At 40.3% G+C, this 17735-nt stretch carries 16 protein-coding genes and 1 riboswitch; of the genes, 13 read left to right on the top strand and 3 right to left on the bottom strand.

Translation table 11 applies throughout. The annotated features are described in order from the left end of the window. The first annotated feature begins 252 nt into the window (after nt 1-252). The 6 genes from cls to H9631_RS06050 all read left to right on the top strand — a co-directional run bounded on the left by cls (nt 253) and on the right by H9631_RS06050 (nt 7913). On the top strand, nt 253-1707 hold the full coding sequence (cls, locus tag H9631_RS06075) for a cardiolipin synthase (RefSeq protein ID WP_191810952.1): 1455 nt from the start codon (nt 253-255) through the stop codon (nt 1705-1707). 26 nt (nt 1708-1733) lie between these two features. Next, on the top strand, nt 1734-2348 hold the full coding sequence (locus H9631_RS06070) for a hypothetical protein (RefSeq protein WP_191810950.1): 615 nt from the start codon (nt 1734-1736) through the stop codon (nt 2346-2348). Beyond that, nucleotides 2345-2935 (top strand): peroxiredoxin family protein, encoded by a 591-nt coding sequence (locus H9631_RS06065; RefSeq protein ID WP_191810948.1) that lies wholly within the window; start codon nt 2345-2347, stop codon nt 2933-2935. The genes H9631_RS06070 and H9631_RS06065 overlap by 4 nt, the downstream gene beginning before the upstream one ends. A gap of 111 nt (nt 2936-3046) precedes the next feature. Beyond that, nucleotides 3047-3153: riboswitch (SAM riboswitch) on the top strand. A 141-nt stretch (nt 3154-3294) separates the two neighbouring features. Continuing rightward, complete coding sequence (locus H9631_RS06060) at nt 3295-4596, top strand: homocysteine synthase (RefSeq protein ID WP_191810946.1); 1302 nt, start codon at nt 3295-3297, stop codon at nt 4594-4596. Nucleotides 4597-5111: 515 nt separating this feature from the next. Continuing rightward, the gene (locus H9631_RS06055) at nt 5112-6551 is read left to right on the top strand and encodes a S41 family peptidase (RefSeq protein WP_191810943.1); all 1440 of its coding nucleotides are present in this window, start codon (nt 5112-5114) and stop codon (nt 6549-6551) included. A gap of 174 nt (nt 6552-6725) precedes the next feature. Continuing rightward, a complete protein-coding gene (locus H9631_RS06050; protein WP_191810941.1) occupies nt 6726-7913 on the top strand; it encodes a PDZ domain-containing protein in 1188 nt (395 codons plus the stop codon). 28 nt (nt 7914-7941) lie between these two features. On the opposite strand, the gene H9631_RS06045 is transcribed toward H9631_RS06050, so the two are convergent. Further along, nucleotides 7942-8295: a winged helix-turn-helix transcriptional regulator gene (locus H9631_RS06045; RefSeq protein WP_191810939.1), complete on the bottom strand. Its 354-nt coding sequence runs from the start codon at nt 8293-8295 to the stop codon at nt 7942-7944. 121 nt (nt 8296-8416) lie between these two features. Here H9631_RS06045 and H9631_RS06040 point away from each other — a divergent pair, with 121 nt between their 5' ends. The 7 genes from H9631_RS06040 (at nt 8417) to H9631_RS06010 (ending at nt 16052) form a co-directional block, all read left to right on the top strand. Then, entirely contained in the window at nt 8417-9259 is an 843-nt protein-coding gene (locus tag H9631_RS06040; RefSeq protein WP_191810937.1) for a pirin family protein, read from the top strand. Between the two features lie 148 nt (nt 9260-9407). Continuing rightward, nucleotides 9408-9974 carry an NADPH-dependent FMN reductase gene (locus tag H9631_RS06035; protein ID WP_191810935.1) on the top strand — a complete coding sequence of 189 codons (567 nt, stop codon included), beginning with the start codon at nt 9408-9410 and terminating at the stop codon, nt 9972-9974. A gap of 256 nt (nt 9975-10230) precedes the next feature. Further along, a complete protein-coding gene (locus tag H9631_RS06030) occupies nt 10231-11220 on the top strand; it encodes an ABC transporter ATP-binding protein (RefSeq protein ID WP_191810933.1) in 990 nt (329 codons plus the stop codon). After that, the gene (locus H9631_RS06025) at nt 11217-12185 is read left to right on the top strand and encodes an ABC transporter ATP-binding protein (RefSeq protein ID WP_191810931.1); all 969 of its coding nucleotides are present in this window, start codon (nt 11217-11219) and stop codon (nt 12183-12185) included. Before H9631_RS06030 ends, H9631_RS06025 begins: the two co-directional genes overlap by 4 nt. Nucleotides 12186-12235: 50 nt before the next feature. Next, a complete protein-coding gene (locus tag H9631_RS06020; protein ID WP_191810929.1) occupies nt 12236-13849 on the top strand; it encodes an ABC transporter substrate-binding protein in 1614 nt (537 codons plus the stop codon). Nucleotides 13850-14127: 278 nt separating this feature from the next. Continuing rightward, nucleotides 14128-15132: an ABC transporter permease gene (locus H9631_RS06015; protein ID WP_191810927.1), complete on the top strand. Its 1005-nt coding sequence runs from the start codon at nt 14128-14130 to the stop codon at nt 15130-15132. 11 nt (nt 15133-15143) lie between these two features. After that, nucleotides 15144-16052, top strand: a complete 909-nt coding sequence (locus H9631_RS06010) for an ABC transporter permease (RefSeq protein ID WP_191810925.1) — start codon at nt 15144-15146, stop codon at nt 16050-16052. 50 nt (nt 16053-16102) lie between these two features. Here H9631_RS06010 and H9631_RS06005 read toward each other — a convergent pair whose 3' ends face one another. Next, entirely contained in the window at nt 16103-16267 is a 165-nt protein-coding gene (locus tag H9631_RS06005) for a DUF4083 family protein (RefSeq protein ID WP_191810923.1), read from the bottom strand. 229 nt (nt 16268-16496) lie between these two features. Further along, entirely contained in the window at nt 16497-17597 is a 1101-nt protein-coding gene (spoIIP, locus tag H9631_RS06000) for a stage II sporulation protein P (RefSeq protein ID WP_191810921.1), read from the bottom strand. Nucleotides 17598-17735 lie beyond the last annotated feature (138 nt).

The raw sequence follows: 17735 nt of genomic DNA, 5'->3' as shown, positions 1-17735 counted from the left end.
TGTTTTCAGTTATTTTTAACGCCGGCTGTAAAGAAACTTTAATTGTTATACGAAACAAATTCAATTTGGTTTCAATTATTCAAATCTAAATTTTTAGTTTATTGTCATTTTCAAAAAAATATCAACAAATTTATCGTTTAGAAATGATCAAAAGGTTAAAATGACTGACAGTCTATATTTTCGGTTGAAGTTATATGCTAAAATGGATAAGAGCTTGGTCTGTGTAACTAAATGAGCTGTGAGGTAGAGATAATGACATTTGTTGCAATCAGTACTCCGTTACTAAGTATTTTTCTTATTTTGAATATTGCGCTTGCCAGTTTTGTTATTTTTCTAGAAAGAAGGGACGCAAGCGCAACATGGGCATGGCTCCTTGTTTTACTTTTTATTCCTGTTGTTGGTTTTATTCTATATTTAATCTTTGGACAGAATTTGAGCAGGAAAAAGATTTTTGAATGGAAAGATAAAAAGAAAATAGGGATCATGGAAATCACTGACACGCAAATAAGTATGCTGAGAGACGGCGATTTTCCTTTTCATGACCATAAAACAGCGCAATACAAAGATTTGATTTGTATGCTTCTTGTTAATGACAGTGCCGTACTGACCCAGGACAATAAAGTGGAAATTTTTACAGACGGTAATGAAAAGTTTCATTCGTTAATGGACGATATTCGCAGAGCAAAAAATCATATCCATCTTGTTTATTACATTATGCGTGACGATAAGCTCGGCAACCAGCTGTTATCACTTCTTGTTGAAAAGGCAAAAGAGGGTGTGGAGGTCCGCGTTCTTTATGATGCGATGGGCTCTCGAAGACTTCCACGGCGGTTTTTCCGTCCGCTGCTCGCTGCTGGGGGTAGGGTCAGTGCTTTTTTTCCTGCCATCGTGCCCCATCTGAATTTGCAGGTGAATTACCGAAATCATAGAAAGCTTGCGATCATTGATGGGACAGTCGGGTATATCGGTGGTTTTAATATTGGTGACGAGTACCTTGGTTTGAATAAGAAGTTTGGTTATTGGCGGGATACTCATCTGAGGATTTTTGGAAAAGCTGTTTTTGCCATGCAAACAAGGTTTATCCTCGATTGGAATCAAGCCTCATCAAATAAAATAAGCTATGAGGACAGGTTATTTCCAGAAATGAAACCGATTGGGGATACGGATGTACAGATTGTTTCAAGCGGTCCTGATTCGGAATGGGAACAGATTAAATATGGGTATATTAAGTTAATCAATTCAGCAAAAGATTATATTCTTATTCAAACACCGTATTTCATTCCCGATTCTAGTGTGCTGGATGCTCTGAAAATAGCTGTACTATCTGGTGTAGATGTCCGGCTGATGATACCGAATAAACCAGATCATATCTTTGTATATTGGGCGACATACTCCTATGTTGGAGACTTGCTGAAGACAGGGGCAAAGATATTCATTTATGAAAATGGCTTTATACATGCCAAGACGATGATAGCTGATGGAAAAATTGCAAGTGTGGGAACTGCAAACATTGATATGAGAAGCTTCCGTCTAAATTTTGAAGTAAATGCATTTTTGTATGACCAGGAGCTTGTTCAAAAGCTCGTTGATATTTTTAATGAAGATGTTTCTTTATCACGCGAACTTACATTTAAACAATATTTACAAAGACCGAAAATTATTCGCTTTAAAGAGTCGGTTTCCCGTCTGCTTTCTCCCATTTTATAAAAGATATTGGGGAGAGGAGTATCATAATGAAATGGTATTCAATTGGATCATTGTCTTTTCCAGCTTCTTGGGCAGCTGTAGCTTCTGCATTTATTGGCGCCTATTTATACTTAAGGCTGACTCGGAAAAAGCAGGCAGCGGATTTTTACAGCAATACATTCTTCATCATAATACTGACATGGAAGCTTAGCGTCATTTTGTTCCAAGAAGCGGCTATTAAAAACCCATTTTCTGTTGTATATTTTAATGGTGGAATCAAAGGATATTGGCTTGGAATTGCAGCTGCATTTATTTATTTCTTTTTATCCGAAAAAAAGCATCAGGTTCAGGAAAATGGCCTCCACATGAAAGTATGGATTGTGATCATTACTATATATGAGCTTGTCTTCTACTTTTTAAGCGGAGAGCATATATTGTTTGCAGCCTTTCAATTAATTGTAGGAATTGCCTTTTTGATTTTGTTAAGAAAAAACATAAGGAATCCGATTTGGAGCATTCAAATTCTCGTATTCTTTACCTGTTTTCAGGGGATTATTTACTCAATGGCGGGAAATTTGCTTTCCGTGCCCATCGCGACTTACACGTCCGGCACATTGCTTATTACCTGGACAGCATGGAAAGGAAGTCGAAAAAACCAATGAACAAAAAAATATTTGGTCTCGGACTTATTATATTACTAATTGGCATCGTTGTTATTAATATTATTCAGGATGTACGAGAGAAGAACGCAGTTGAAGCAGCTAAGGAGAAATTTTTACAGTCGAAAAATTTGGAGCAACTAGATGAAGGCTTGAAAGACGGGGAAGTCCCACCGGATTTTGAACTGGAAACCCTTGATGGTCAATTTGTGAAGTTATCTGATTATAAAGGACAAAAAGTCATATTGAACTTTTGGGCATCGTGGTGTCCGCCTTGCAAAGCTGAGATGCCGCACATGGAAAATTATTATAAAGCAAAGGCGAAACAAGAGAATGTGGAAATTCTAGCCATCAATTTAACAAGTGCCGAGCGTGGAGGAAATGCCAGGAAGAAAGTCCAAAAATTTATTGAGGAATACGATCTAACCTTCCCGGTGCCGTTGGACGAAAACGGAAAGCTTGGAAAAACATATCAGGCATATACTATTCCGACAACTTATATGATAGATACAAATGGAATGGTTCACACTAGAATTATTGGGCCTATGGATGAAGAAACCATTGAAAAGATAGTGTCTGAAATGAAATAACCTTTTAGAAAATTATTTTATAATTTGTGTTGACAGCTTATAGACAGGTGGTATATAGTATTATTCAAGAGTTCAACAGAGCTCAAAAATTAAATGAACCAATAAGCAACACTCTTATCAAGAGCGGCGGAGGGATTAGGCCCTGTGATGCCCGGCAACCTTCAGATTTTCTGAAAAGGTGCTAATTCCTACAAGTCAAATGACTTGGAAGATAAGGGGAGGAATCGTCATATCGGCCCTCTTCTTATACGGAAGAGGGCTTTTAGTTTTCTTTTCCCCCTTCCTAAAACGGTAGTGATAAATGCCGTTTTATTACCAACTGTTCCGATCAATTTTGAAAATTTTAAGGAGGAAGAAAAATGACACAAGAAAAAAAATACCAGCCAGAAACAATTTTATTGCATGGGGGACAAGAGCCTGACGCAACGGGATCACGTGCTGTTCCTTTATACAGAACAACTTCTTATGTATTCAACGACACAGAACATGCTCAAAAATTATTTGCCCTAGAAGAGCAAGGGAATATTTATACACGTATCATGAACCCAACAAATGATGTATTTGAAAAAAGAATTGCTGAGCTTGAAGGAGGTACTGCAGCTGTTGCCCTTTCTTCAGGAATGGCCGCTATAGCGTTCAGTATTCTGAACATTGCACGCGCAGGGGATGAAATTCTGGCAGCTACGGATCTTTATGGAGGTACATACAACTTATTCTCCATTTCCCTTCCGAAATATGGCATCAATGTAAAGTTTGTTGATCCGACTGATCCGGAAAACTTCCGCAAGGCGATTACACCTAAGACAAAAGCGATTTACTCGGAAATCATCGGAAATCCAAGTCTTCATGTTTTGGATGTTGAAGCAGTTGCAAAAGTGGCGCATGATAATAATATCCCATTGATTGTGGATAATACTTTTGCAACACCATACCTTTCCAAGCCAATCGAGCACGGCGCAGACATCGTTGTTCACTCGGCTACAAAATGGATTGGCGGACATGGTACAGCTATTGGCGGCGTCGTAGTGGACAGTGGAAAATTTGATTGGAATAATGAAAAATTCCCTGACTTTATTGAGCCGGATAGAAGCTATCATGGAATCCGTTATGGAATCGACGTGCCAGAAGTTGCATTTGCGATAAAACTTCGTGTACAACTGCTTCGTGACTTTGGTCCATCTTTGAGCCCGGATAATGCGTTCATCTTCCTACAAGGACTTGAAACTTTACATGTACGCATTCAAAAGCATATTGAAAATGCGAAAGCTGTTGCTGAATTTCTCCAAAATCACGATGCAGTCGAATGGGTAGCTTACCCAGGGCTTGAGGACCATCCTTCATATGAATTGGCGAAAAAGTACTTGCCAAAAGGACCTGGAGCCATCGTGAACTTCGGCATTAAAGGCGGAAGGGAAGCTGGCAGAAAAGCAATCGACAACATCAAACTTTGGTCACACGTCGCTAATGTCGGGGATGCAAAATCATTGATAATTCACCCAGCATCAACAACGCACCAACAGTTGAGCGCCGAAGAATTGAAAGAGACAGGCGTAACAGAAGAACTAATCAGATTAGCAGTTGGATTAGAATCTGTTGAAGATATTACAGCGGATCTTGCCCAAGCAATTGAAAAAGCAGTTGAAGCCGTATCCCAAGCATAATTAACAGAGCCGGTCGTGCCATGCACGGCGGCTTTTTCAATGGTTTGATGTGATCCTGCTAATTCGCACGATAATCTGGAATTTCGCACGATAAACACGATTTTCGCACGATAACCGAGAAATTCGCACAATAATATGTAATTCGGAAAAAATAGTTTGAGTTTGAAGGGCGAACAAGATTTTTGCATGGTACTCATGAATTCGCACGAAAATCCCGGAATTCGCACGATAAAGTCAGATTTCGCACGAAAACCGAGAAATTCGCACGATAATATGAAATCCGTAAAAAGCAGTCTGCGTTTGAATGTCGAACAAGATTTTTGCACGGTAATATAATTTCTCCCTAACTCGATCCTCCATCCACAATCATTACGGAATGTACCCTCTATTACTTACCATTATTCTTTTTCCAATCAGGTATTGAGTCATCTATTCATGTTTAAGAAAATCCTTCATAACTTGTCCTTTGCCAGCATAGATTTTGAAGTAAGTTGAACCGGTTGAGGGGGAAGACGATGAATAAAAAGTGGCTGGCATTGCTTGTCGCCTGCTCTTTGTTTTTTGGAGTCGGTGGAGTGTTTGCAGGAATAAAGTGGAAGGAATCCAATGTAAAAGATAGTTCTTTTAATGAAAAGCAAAGTTCGAAAAATTCTTCTGTTGTTTCAAACAATCTACAAAAAATTGAGCAGGCTTATCAATTGATTCAGAAATCATACGTTAAAAAAGTGGATCATGAACAGCTCGTTCACGGGGCGATCCAGGGAATGATCGGGACATTGAAGGATCCGTATTCTGTCTATATGGATGCGCCAACAGCGGAACGTTTCAATGATAGTCTTGATTCATCGTTTGACGGGATAGGAGCGCAGGTTACGATAGAGGAGGGCAAGCTGACTATTGTTGCGCCTATTAAAAATACGCCGGCAGAAAAAGCTGGACTGAAGCCCAGGGATCAGATTTTAAAAATTGATGGAGAATCAGTGGATGGGCTGGATCTTTATGAGGCTACGTCGCAAATTCGCGGAGAAAAAGGCACGGTTGTTAAGCTAGAGATTTTACGTAAAGGGGCAAGCAAGCCATTTGAGGTAGAAATTACTCGTGAGGAAGTACCCGTTGTTACCGTTTTTGCCGATATGAAAAAAGAAGGAAAGAAAAAAATTGGTTATATAGAAATCACTTCTTTTGCAGAAGGAACGGCACGTGAATTCGCAAGTGAACTAAATAAATTGGAAAAGGAAGAGATGACAGGTCTGATTATCGATGTCCGTGGTAATCCGGGAGGCATGCTTTCCAGTGTCGATGATATTTTACAACAGTTGGTTACAGATAAAAAACCTTATGTGCAAATTGAAGAAAAAAGCGGGAAGAAGAATCCCTATTATTCTGGAATGGAGGAGAGAAAAACGTATCCGATTAGTGTGTTGATCGATGAAGGAAGTGCATCCGCTTCAGAAATTTTGGCAGGGGCAATGCAGGAAATTGAAGGGTATAATCTAATCGGGACGAAGACTTTTGGAAAGGGAACGGTCCAGCAGGCAATTCCGCTTGAAGATGGAAGCAATATTAAGCTGACAATGTTCAAATGGCTGACGCCTGACGGAAACTGGATTCATGATAAAGGAATCAAACCGACGATAGAAGTCGAACAGCCAGGGTACTTTCATGCTCATTCCCTGACAGTTGAAAAAAAACTGACAAAAGATATGAATAATGAAGAAGTGAAGGTTGCTCAGGAATTATTAACAGGGCTTGGCTTTGATCCGGGCAGGAGAGACGGATATTTCGATAACCAGACAGAGCGTGCTGTCCGGGCATTTCAATCCATTGTAAAAATGCCAGTAACAGGAGTAATTGATGTGAAAACTGCCGAAAAGCTTGAAGAAGCGGTGATTAAGGAAATTCAAGATGAGCAAAATGATCTGCAGCTTCAAGTGGCATTAAAAACAATGAAGTAATTATTCTCCGGTCACACAAGTCAAACTTGTGTGGCCATTTTTCGGTTCTGAGTGATGAATATCTATAGGGAGTTGCTCAGAAGTTCTGTTATCCTTTCATATTTTACGTTCCTCCCTGGTGAAATCTTTGATAGAATAAAAAGATAACCATTTATTCCAGAGGGAGGCTGTGAGATGGTGCAATTATGGCTGCTGGAATTTGCCAAGGGAATAGGGAAGTTTTTTCTGAATCCCGTTTTATATTTTTCTATCCTACTGGTAATTCTTGCTGGTTTTATGAGGATAAGAAGAGAGCGGGCGGACTTTAATATAAGAGTACATGATCAGTTCCATGAATTAAAGCATTTGCTTCCTGCTGGACTTCTGGCAGGTGGAATTTTATCGGTTATCACGATACTATCCGGATTCACGGTGACGCTTGATATGCTCGCCTTCATTGCTATAGCTACTATTGTACTGGGAGCTGTAGGCAATGCCAGGTTGCTTTCGCCTGCATTTACCGTAGGGCTTCCGATCTTATTTGTTTTTACAATCACATTTTTAAATATTTCTATCCCTTACACTGATTTATTAATAGAAAACAGCCTATTTTTGAGCGGAATCTCTGCTATGTTAGGAGTACTTCTTTTAGCTGAAGGAACCCTTATGCTAAAAAACGGTTTAAAAGATGTATCGCCTAAGCTTAGGACAAGCCGCAGGGGCCTTACAATTGGTGCTCTTCAAATCAAACGGGTGTGGCTGATACCGATCTTCTTTTTCCTCCCTGCAGGGCCTTTGACTGCTCCCTTTGACTGGTGGCCGTTACTTCATTTGGGAACGGAGTCGTATTCACTGATACTTGTCCCTTTTGCGCTCGGCTTTCAAAATCAGGTACAAAGTAATCTGCCCAGTCAGGCAGTCGAGAGAATGGGAAAACAAACCATCCTTTTGGCAGTACTCGTTCTTTGTGCATCGGCAGTCGGTTTCTATTATCCAACGTTTGTTCCTCCATTAGTGGTAGGTATCGCTATTCTCGGACGGCTACTTATTTCATACAGGCATCGTGTTAGGGAGAATAATACACTTTATTACTTCACACCACGTAACAATGGAATCATGGTATTGGATATTATTTCAGGAACGCCAGCAAGTAAAATGGAATTAAAAACGGGAGAAATTATTAAGACATGTAATAATGTGACGGTTTCAAATAAAGAAGAACTGTATAAAGCGCTTTTGAAAAATCGAACCTATTGTAAGCTTGAGGTGCTTGATGTGAAAGGCGAGATACGGTTTGAACAATGTGCACTTTATGAAGGTGACCACCACGAGCTGGGCATTCTTTTTGTAGAAAGACGCTTGAAACACAACAGAGTAATTTGAGGGTAAACAGAAAAATCCTGAAACAGTCTTATTGCGATTGTTCCAGGATTTTTTCATTTCTTTTTCCTTGCATATGCTGTGTGTGTGCACTACCCCATTCGTGCATCACATTTAGGACGGGCTGGAGGCTTTTTCCGTATTCTGAAATAGAATATTCGACCTTTGGCGGTACTTGTGGATAAACTACCCTTTCGATAATATCTTCTTCTTCCAATTCTCTTAATTGTTTAGTCAGCATCTTTTGAGTGATATTTGGCATTAATCTTTTCAATTCACTAAATCTTAAAGTGTTTTCATTAAACAGATGCAATAAAATAATTGGTTTCCATTTTCCAACTAAAATACTTAAAGCTTCATCAACTTTACAAAGCTCTGTTTTCATCTTACAGCACTTCCTTCAATAGTATCTTTTTTAATACTATAGCACATTAAAGTGCGTACTTCTAATTTAGTCTGGTTTATCTCATAATTATACTTATTAAGCAAAAAAGGGAGGCATTTTTATGAGCAGCCAAAATGTCCTATCAAGGGGTATCAGGAGTGTTAAGGATGTCTTTTATCAAGAAAATACACCAACTCATAAAGCGGGATTGGTGATAGAACCTGGTAATTGGGGAGAGCATGATCCATTTCTGTTAATGGCGGAGGATTTTTTCCAACGAGGGACATTCGGAATGCATCCTCATCGCGGAATTGAAACAATCACATATGTCATTGATGGAAAACTTGAACATGTGGATAATAAAGGAAATGTCTGTGAATTATTTCCTGGGGATGTTCAATGGATGACAGCCGGCAAAGGAATTATTCATTCGGAGGAACCGGCTGTTGGAAGTACAGTTCATTCGTTACAGCTATGGGTAAACCTTCCAAGTAATAAAAAAATGACCGAACCGCGTTACCAGAATATGCGTGCGCAGGATATGCCGGTTTGGCGTGAAGATGGCGCAATTATAAGGGTTTTTTCAGGCATATCAAATGGAGTTCAAGCAGACACGAAAAACCACGCACCTGTTACAATGGTCGAGATGTTGCTAGAAGCGGGCAGTACTGTCAGGCAGGATTTTCCTGGCGGGTATAATGGATTCTTTTATGTATTGGAGGGAAAAGGAAGGTTTGGCAACAGGGACACGGAAGGTAAAAAGGGACAAGTTCTCTGGCTTGAACGCGGGGATGATCTTTATCCAAGTGAAGTGGAAGTTCATGCGGAAGAAAAGTTACATGTCCTATTATATGCTGGACAACCTATTGGAGAACGGGTTGTAGCGCGCGGCCCATTCGTAATGAACACTGAAGAAGAAATCATACAAGCATATCAAGATTATAGGGAAGGAAAATTCGGGTGAATAAATTGCCCTGTTTTCCTTATAGTATCTTATCGTATACTATGTTACTTATAAGTGCGTACTGTTTATTTGAATTGATATACTCTATAATCATACTTGAGTTTTTATAAAAAAACATCTTTACCATTCACATAAGGAGTTGTACATCATGGCAATTAGAGTAAAAGCAGTTATTGGGAGCACAAGCTCCACATCATTCAACTTGAAATTGGTTGAATTTATGAAAAATCGTTATGCGGATCAACTGGACATTACCCCAGTTTTGATAAATGATCTTGAGACTTTTTCTGTTGATTTAGAAAGCAATGTGCCTGCTAATGTCAAGGCGTTTAAAGACGATGTAAAGGATTCAGACGCTGTATTATTTGCTGTTCCTGAATATAACTTCTCCATTCCCGGAGCTATGAAAAATGCAATTGATTGGTTATCCCGTGGGGGAGACTTCACAATCAAAGACAAGCCTGGTTTTATCATTGGTTCTTCCATGGGAGTGTTAGGAAGTGTGCGTGCACAGATTCATTTGAGAGAAATCCTTTCAAATCCAGCTTTGTCACCTGTTTTATTACCTGGTAATGAAGTATATATTGGATCAGTCCATGAGAAAATCAACGAAGCTGGCGAACTTACTGACCAAGGTACAATCAATTTCTTGGATCAAGTTGTTCAAAACTTTGTAGAATTTTATAAAAAAAATAATGCTGCGGTTCTTGTTTAATTAACCAATGGCATAAACATATATTAGCGGATCAGATTAAGTGCTGATCCGCTTTTTTCTGTGCTTTTTTTCATCCTTTTAGATGTCATTTAAAGCTTATTAAAAAGGATTTATGGGAAAAACATCGAATACTTTAATAGACGGTATTTTCTCTATTTAAATATATAACATTCTATTTGGTGTATTGAAAATTTTCGGTATTAATGCAATAATATTTTTTAAATATAATAAATTTTCATAAGAAAGGGGAGAGGCAATGGAGAATGCTTTATTAAACGTAGAAGGGCTGAGAACCTCTTTTTTTACAGATGATGGAGAGCTGTCGATAGTAAATAGCATTGATTTTCATGTGCGATCGGGTGAAATTCTTGGTATTGTCGGGGAATCAGGGTGTGGAAAAAGTATTACTTCAATGTCTATCATGGGACTTATTCCTGCACAGACAGGCAAAGTTGATGGACAGATTTTGTTTAAAGGAGAAAATCTTACTTTGGCCTCGGAGAAGCGAATGCGGCAAATTCGCGGCAATGAAATTGCTATGATTTTCCAGGAGCCGATGACGAGCTTGAATCCGGTCTTTACAATTGGTGAGCAATTGCTTGAAGCGATTAAGATACACAGGAAATTTCCGAAGAGGCAAGCAAAAGAGCATGTGATCGAGATGTTGAAGCTTGTAGGTCTTCCTCGTCCAGAGGAATTGCTCAATGAATATCCCCACCAGCTTTCAGGAGGGATGAGACAGCGAGTGATGATTGCGATGGCGATGATTTGTAATCCGGAATTGCTGATTGCAGATGAGCCGACAACAGCGCTGGATGTCACCATCCAGGCTCAAATTCTCGATTTAATGAAAGCGCTTAATAGAGAGACGGATACTGCCATCATCATGATTACGCACGATTTGGGCGTTATTGCTGAGATGTGCAGTCGTGTCATGGTCATGTATGCCGGGTATATTGTGGAAGAGACAGATGTAAGAACAATTTTTAAAAATCCAAAGCATCCTTATACAGTGGGACTTATCCAATCAGTTCCGGACATACGTCATAAAAAAGATCAGCTTTATACCATAAAAGGAAATGTCCCTAAACCAGGTTCAATCCAAGCTGGTTGTCACTTTGCCCCACGGTGTGAACATGCCTTCGACCGCTGTTTTACCCAAACTCCCGATCTTTTGAAATTATCTAAGGTACATAAAGTAAAGTGTTGGTTGTACGAAAGTGAAAAAGGAGAAGCCAGCGGATGACAGAGAGATTGTTGGAAGTAGAGGGTTTAAGGAAAAGCTTTCCTATTCAAGGTGGGATATTTGGAAAACAGGTCGGGGAAGTCAAGGCAGTTGATGATGTTTCTTTCTTTATTAAAAGAGGCGAAACATTGGGGCTTGTTGGTGAGAGTGGATGCGGAAAGTCAACGACAGGTAAAGCGCTGCTTCGCCTTCTGGAACCAACAGAAGGAAAAATATATTTTGAGGGAAAAGATATCACGAATCTCTCAAAAAAAGAAATGCGTCGTCTACGCAGGGAAATGCAGATGGTTTTCCAAGATCCGTTTGCTTCCTTAAATCCACGGCATAAGGTTGAAAAAATATTGGAAGAGCCACTGATTGTTCATGGGGTTACAGATTCTAAGGAGCGAAAGAAAAGGGTGCGTGAACTCCTGCAAATCGTTGGCCTGAATGATTATCATGCAAAAAGGTATCCCCATCAATTTAGCGGGGGCCAACGTCAAAGAATTGGAATTGCTAGGGCTTTAGCAGTCCATCCAAAGCTTATTGTCGCAGATGAGCCTGTTTCGGCTCTTGATGTATCAATTCAATCGCAAGTGTTGAACTTACTGAAGAATTTACAAGAAGAATTTGATTTGACTTACTTATTCATCGCACATGATTTGGGAGTTGTCCGTCATATAAGTGATCGGGTAGGAGTCATGTACCTTGGAAGAATCGTCGAGCTGGCTGATAGTGAGAGATTATATGACAATCCCAAGCATCCGTACACAGAAGCGTTATTATCGGCTGTACCCGTTCCGGATATTGATTTCCAAAAGGAGCGTATCATTTTACGGGGGGATGTGCCCAACCCTGCAAACCCGCCTGCCGGTTGTGCTTTCCACACACGTTGTCCGGCGGCGATGGAGCAATGTGTTCGTGAGCGGCCATTGCTCAAAGAAGTTGAAAGTGGCCATTTCACGGCTTGTCACTTGTATGAGTAACCGGTCGTGTGAAATCAATAAAGGCAAAAATCATGAATGGGGGCAAAAATATGAAAAAGGGTTTATCCATTGTTTTTTCACTGCTGATCGTTCTCTCTTTAGCTCTTATTGGCTGTTCATCAGCGGATAAGACCGGAAAAGAAGAGAGCGGGGAAAAGAAAGAGAAAGCAGCCGAAGGGGGTACAATGGTTTATGCTCGTGGAGGGGACGCAGTTAATCTGGATCCGGCCACGGTTACAGATGGTGAGTCATTGATTGTATCTGAGCAAGTATTTGAAACACTTGTTAATTATGAAAAAGAAACGACTGACATAACTCCTGGAATTTCCAAAAAATGGGATGTATCTGATGATGGGAAAACGTACACATTCGAATTGGAGGAAGGTATAAAGTTCCATGACGGTACCGATCTCAATGCAGATGCAGTAGTTCAAAACTTTGAACGCTGGATGAACGGGAAAAGTGAAGCAGAGTTCCCTTATTTTGTTTCTCAATTTGGAGGATTCAAAGGCGATGAATCAGCCGTTATTAAAGAGGTAAAAGCTGTTGCTGAAAATAAGGTGGAGTTTACATTGTTCAGGCCGCAGGCGCCTTTCCTGAAAAACTTGGCTATGACTGCGTTTTCTATTTCCAGTCCTGCTGCAATTGAAAAGTTTGGAGCGAAATATATCGAGAATCCTGTGGGGACAGGTCCTTTCAAGTTTGAGAGTTGGAAACGCAATGATACTATCACAGTCGTCAAGAATGAGGAATATTGGAAAGATGGGCTTCCGAAGTTGGACAAAATCATCTTTAAAGTCATTACGGACAATTCAGCTCGTTTGAATGCACTTGTCAAAGGCGAAGTGGACTTGATGGACGGACTAAATCCAAGCGATGTCGCAAAAGTAGAGGCAGACAGTAATTTGCAAATTTTTGAGCGTCCGTCAATGAACATCGGTTATTTAGGTTTCAATGTTGAAAAAGAGCCTTTTGATAACAAAAAGGTCCGCCAAGCTATCAATCATGCAATAAACAAGCAAGCGATTCTTGATAATTTCTATGAAGGGACAGCGGAACCTGCTAAAAATCCAATTCCTCCTTCTGTCAACGGCTACAATGATGACATTGAGGATTATGAGTTTGATTTGGATAAAGCGCAAAAATTGCTTGAAGAAGCTGGACTCAAGGATGGATTCAAAATGGATTTATGGGCCATGCCTGTTCCACGTCCTTATATGCCTAACGGTCAAAAAGTTGCTGAAGCGATCCAAGCAGATTTAGAAAAAATCGGTATTGAAGTAAATATCGTGTCAATGGAATGGGCGACTTACCTTGAAAAAACCCGTGATGGGGAAGCGCCAATGTTCATGCTGGGCTGGACCGGCGATAATGGGGATGCAGATAATTTCTTATATGCCTTGCTGGATAAAGACAGCATCGGGTCCAACAACTATTCAAGGTATGCGAATGAAGATGTTCATAAGCTGTTAATTGAAGCACAAACAGAAACAGAAGAAGATAAACGCAATGAACTTTACAAGGAAGCTTTGGAAATCATTCATGATGATGCTCCATGGGTACCTATCGCCCACTCTGTTCCGCAGCTGGCTGGAAAGAGTACAATAGAAGGCTTTTTCCCGCACCCGACTGGGGTACAAGTATTTGATGATGTGTCCATGTAATAAGAATTCGGAGGGGGAGCGTACTCCCCCTTTTTGGTCAGTAAAATATAACTTGTTATGGAAAGTTTTATTCAAAGGAAGCTTGATACAGGACATCACGTCGATGTAAAGGAAGTACTAGTAAAACCGAAGCGACAGGATGTGGCGGCTTGAGGGCGGCCAGCGCCTAACCCCATAGGTCAAGATTCGTCTTGTTCGTCCACGCTAATCAAGGCGCTTGCGCTTTTGTTCTCAGCGGAAAGAAGGTTATACATAAATTTTAAAAGAAAGGTGATCGAATGCTTGCATACACGATAAGACGGCTGACAATGTTAATCCCTGTACTGCTGGGGATGGTGCTGATTGTGTTTTCACTTATTCATGCGATACCAGGTAATCCGGCACAGATTATTTTGGGCCAGCAGGCGACGAAGGAAGCCGTTGAGGCATTGAATAAGCAATTGGGTCTTGATCAGCCTTTATATGTACAGTTTTTCGATTATGTAAAAAATCTGTTAACTGGAGATTTAGGAATGTCGATCCGTACCCAAAGCCCAATTAGTCAGGAGGTTTGGCCGTATTTGGCAGCGACGGTGGAGCTTGCTTTTGCTGCCATGTTGATCGCCATTATTTTTGGAGTGAATGCGGGGATTATTTCAGCTTGGTTTCAAAATTCGTGGTTTGACTATATTGCCATGCTGCTTGCTTTGATTGGTGTTTCCATGCCGATTTTTTGGTTAGGTTTGATGGAGCAGTATATTTTTTCCATTCAGCTTGATCTATTTCCGACAACAGGACGCGACAATATTCGGGATCCTGTTGAACCGATTACGTATTTATATTTAATTGATACATTGGTTCAAGGAAGATTTGCCCAGTTTTTTGAAGTGATAAAACATCTTGTTTTGCCTAGCGTGGCCCTTGCTACGATTCCTATGGCAATCATTGCCCGAATTACGCGGTCAAGCATGTTGGAGGTCATGCGATCTGATTATATCCGGACTGCCCGTGCAAAAGGGATGAGCATGTTCTGGGTTGTATATAAACACTCATTAAAAAATGCTTTTATTCCTGTGTTAACCGTCATTGGATTACAGACCGGTTTACTTTTGGGCGGTGCTATTTTGACAGAAACGATATTTGGATGGCCGGGTATTGGAAGCTATATTTATGATGCAATTCAATTCAGAGATTATCCGGTCATTCAAACAGGAATTTTAGTCGTCGCAACTATTTTTGTCTTTATCAATTTAACAGTGGATCTCTTATATGCAGCGATCGATCCGCGAATTAAATACCGATAGGGGGAAAGAACATGATTGAACCAACTGCGAAGCTGCCTCCAAATAACACAAACATAAGTATAGCCAAAGAAGAACAAGTCATTTCCCCTTGGAAGGAAGCGTGGCGAAGCTTTAGAAAAAATAAGGCAGCCCTATTTGGGCTTGGTGTAGTCCTGTTTTTCATTTTATTGGCCATATTCGCGGATTTGATTGCGCCATTTGGATTCAAAGAAACGGAATTAGCGAATAAGCATCTTCCGCCATCAAGCAAACACTGGTTTGGAACGGATGAATTCGGCCGTGACATATTAAGCCGAGTCATTTATGGTGCGCGCATTTCCCTTCGTGTCGGATTTTTAGCGGTCTGCGGCTCGGTGATCGCGGGGTCTTTGCTGGGCATTGTTGCCGGTTATTATGGCAGATGGGTGGATGGGGTTATTTCAAGAGTTTTTGATATTCTTTTAGCTTTTCCAAGCATATTGCTGGCCATTGCGATTGTTGCCATTCTAGGGCCTTCTCTTCAAAACGCCATGATCGCCATTGCTATTATCAATGTGCCAACATTTGGCCGTTTGCTGCGCTCGAGAGTGCTCAGTATTAAAGAAGAGGAATATATTCTGGCAGCAAAGGCAATTGGAATGAGAGATGGCAGAATTCTTTTTCACCATGTTCTGCCAAACAGCCTGGCGCCGATTATCGTTCAAGGTTCTCTTTCCATTGCAACAGCTATCATTGAAGCAGCCGCCTTGGGTTTCCTGGGATTGGGGGCGCAGCCGCCGACACCTGAGTGGGGGAAAATGCTTGCAGATTCGAAAGATTTCATCATTCAGGCTCCGTGGACGATTGTCTTCCCCGGAGTAGCCATTATGCTTACAGTGCTGGGCTTTAATCTCATGGGAGACGGACTGAGGGATGCGCTTGATCCGAGGATGAAGAGGTAAAATGAAGATAGAGGGCATGACTAGCTAGGACGTATGCATGCCCTCTTTAATTATTTATGTTTATCTTCTTCAAGTATTTCGATAACCTTGTCGAGTTTTTGTTCCACATTTTTGGATTGTGCCCGATTCCTGACAGCTGAACGTATGACGACAATAATAGCAGTAATAATCGCCAATAACACAAGCAAAAGTATAAATTGAAATATGGATATCACCAATATTCACCATTGATAATTCTTCCTTAACTGTATTTACGGTTTAGAAAATGCTGAGTTTCAATATAGGAAATCTAATCAAATGCGGCTTGGCTTTTTTGCGCCCAAAGTTTGGCTCGATAAATTCCCTCTGAAAATCTGTGACATCCGCCGGGATTGCCCCACTGAATGGAATACCAATTTGCTTTCATCTCACCTCTTACAGATCGGAGACTTTTGCTGAATGAAGTTAAATCTCTGATTTGCCCCAGTAGTATTCGCTAAATACATCAGCAAGTGCCTCAGCAGAGTTATATAATTCTGTCAGGTCATTATCAACCCCGCCGAATTCTATTAGAAGCGCATGCTCTGTCAAGTCTTGATTATATACTCCATCGCCATCGAATTCACCTTTTACCACAACGCCTCGGCTTAATCCAGGATATTTTTTCTCTAAATCATGATGCAGTTTTTCGGCAAATGTACGGTTTTTTTCATAGTTTTTATGTTCTTTCCCCACAACGAAAAATAATTTAGCATATTTTTTTTGATGAATGTCAGCAGTTGTTACTTTTTTGGGCTGCGAATCTCTGTGGATATCTATAAAGAACTTAAGTTTCTGATGATTGGCCATCGCTTCTTGAACAGTCTCTCTTGAAAGGGAGTAGGACTGATAATAGTTCCAATTCCGCGACTTTAACTCCTTTGTTACATTCTTACTTGAATGTTCAACTCCAATTCCTTTGGTCTCTAATTCTTGTTTCAATTTATCCCCTACTATTAAAACATTCATTTTTTCATTGTTGCTTGAATTTTGCTTTTGATCTTTAAGCAAGGGCTTAAAGGCTTCCCAGCTATGAGAATGATAAATAAAGACGGCTTTGTTTTTTATATCCGGCTTAGGGGCAGATTTATCTTGGGCATCCTGCTTATTTTCATCCGTTTCCTCCAATAGTTCAAATTTTGGAGGCGGAGATTCGATCGGTAGATTGGCGATATTCGTGCCTTGTCCAGCAACGGCAATTTCCGTATGATAGAGTGCTAGACCTGGAATCTCTTTTCCTAGCAAAGTCCTTACATCCTTAGGCTTGATATTGATCATAAGGTCTAAGGAAAGCTCGGTGAGAGGCGGAAGATCTTCTGACGGAGGAATGGCATGGGCCTCCGATCTAAGCATTTCTATAAGCACACTTTGCATATTCACCTTATTTAAAACAGATTTTATGTATGCGGAAGAGAAAGTTGAGTTGAATGAGATAAAAACAGCGATTAAAAAAGTAGCGATGATTAAAATGGTTAAGCTGATAAGAAAGTTTATGAAAGTAGTAGTTGAGTTGCTAGATTTAAGCAAAGGGTCTTCCTCCTAACCTATTTACGGATATTAAAAATATATGAAAGGAAAAAGGAGACTATTCATTTATGCGGATTCTGATATCAGAAATAGACTAAAAAATAAAGGAAGATTTCTGGGATTTTCTATATTCTTTTT

It is taken from the genome of Bacillus norwichensis (assembly GCF_014836955.1).
Taxonomy (GTDB): domain Bacteria; phylum Bacillota; class Bacilli; order Bacillales; family Bacillaceae_C; genus Siminovitchia; species Siminovitchia norwichensis.
Note: the sequence above shows the minus strand (reverse complement) of the source record. Positions and strands in the feature narration are given on the sequence as shown.

Coding starts and splice junctions, on each gene's coding strand:
- cls (WP_191810952.1), top strand. CDS start 253: ATGACATTTGTTGCAATCAGTACTCCGTTACTAAGTATTTTTCTTATT.
- H9631_RS06070 (WP_191810950.1), top strand. CDS start 1,734: ATGAAATGGTATTCAATTGGATCATTGTCTTTTCCAGCTTCTTGGGCA.
- H9631_RS06065 (WP_191810948.1), top strand. CDS start 2,345: ATGAACAAAAAAATATTTGGTCTCGGACTTATTATATTACTAATTGGC.
- H9631_RS06060 (WP_191810946.1), top strand. CDS start 3,295: ATGACACAAGAAAAAAAATACCAGCCAGAAACAATTTTATTGCATGGG.
- H9631_RS06055 (WP_191810943.1), top strand. CDS start 5,112: ATGAATAAAAAGTGGCTGGCATTGCTTGTCGCCTGCTCTTTGTTTTTT.
- H9631_RS06050 (WP_191810941.1), top strand. CDS start 6,726: ATGGTGCAATTATGGCTGCTGGAATTTGCCAAGGGAATAGGGAAGTTT.
- H9631_RS06045 (WP_191810939.1), bottom strand. CDS start 8,295: ATGAAAACAGAGCTTTGTAAAGTTGATGAAGCTTTAAGTATTTTAGTT.
- H9631_RS06040 (WP_191810937.1), top strand. CDS start 8,417: ATGAGCAGCCAAAATGTCCTATCAAGGGGTATCAGGAGTGTTAAGGAT.
- H9631_RS06035 (WP_191810935.1), top strand. CDS start 9,408: ATGGCAATTAGAGTAAAAGCAGTTATTGGGAGCACAAGCTCCACATCA.
- H9631_RS06030 (WP_191810933.1), top strand. CDS start 10,231: ATGGAGAATGCTTTATTAAACGTAGAAGGGCTGAGAACCTCTTTTTTT.
- H9631_RS06025 (WP_191810931.1), top strand. CDS start 11,217: ATGACAGAGAGATTGTTGGAAGTAGAGGGTTTAAGGAAAAGCTTTCCT.
- H9631_RS06020 (WP_191810929.1), top strand. CDS start 12,236: ATGAAAAAGGGTTTATCCATTGTTTTTTCACTGCTGATCGTTCTCTCT.
- H9631_RS06015 (WP_191810927.1), top strand. CDS start 14,128: ATGCTTGCATACACGATAAGACGGCTGACAATGTTAATCCCTGTACTG.
- H9631_RS06010 (WP_191810925.1), top strand. CDS start 15,144: ATGATTGAACCAACTGCGAAGCTGCCTCCAAATAACACAAACATAAGT.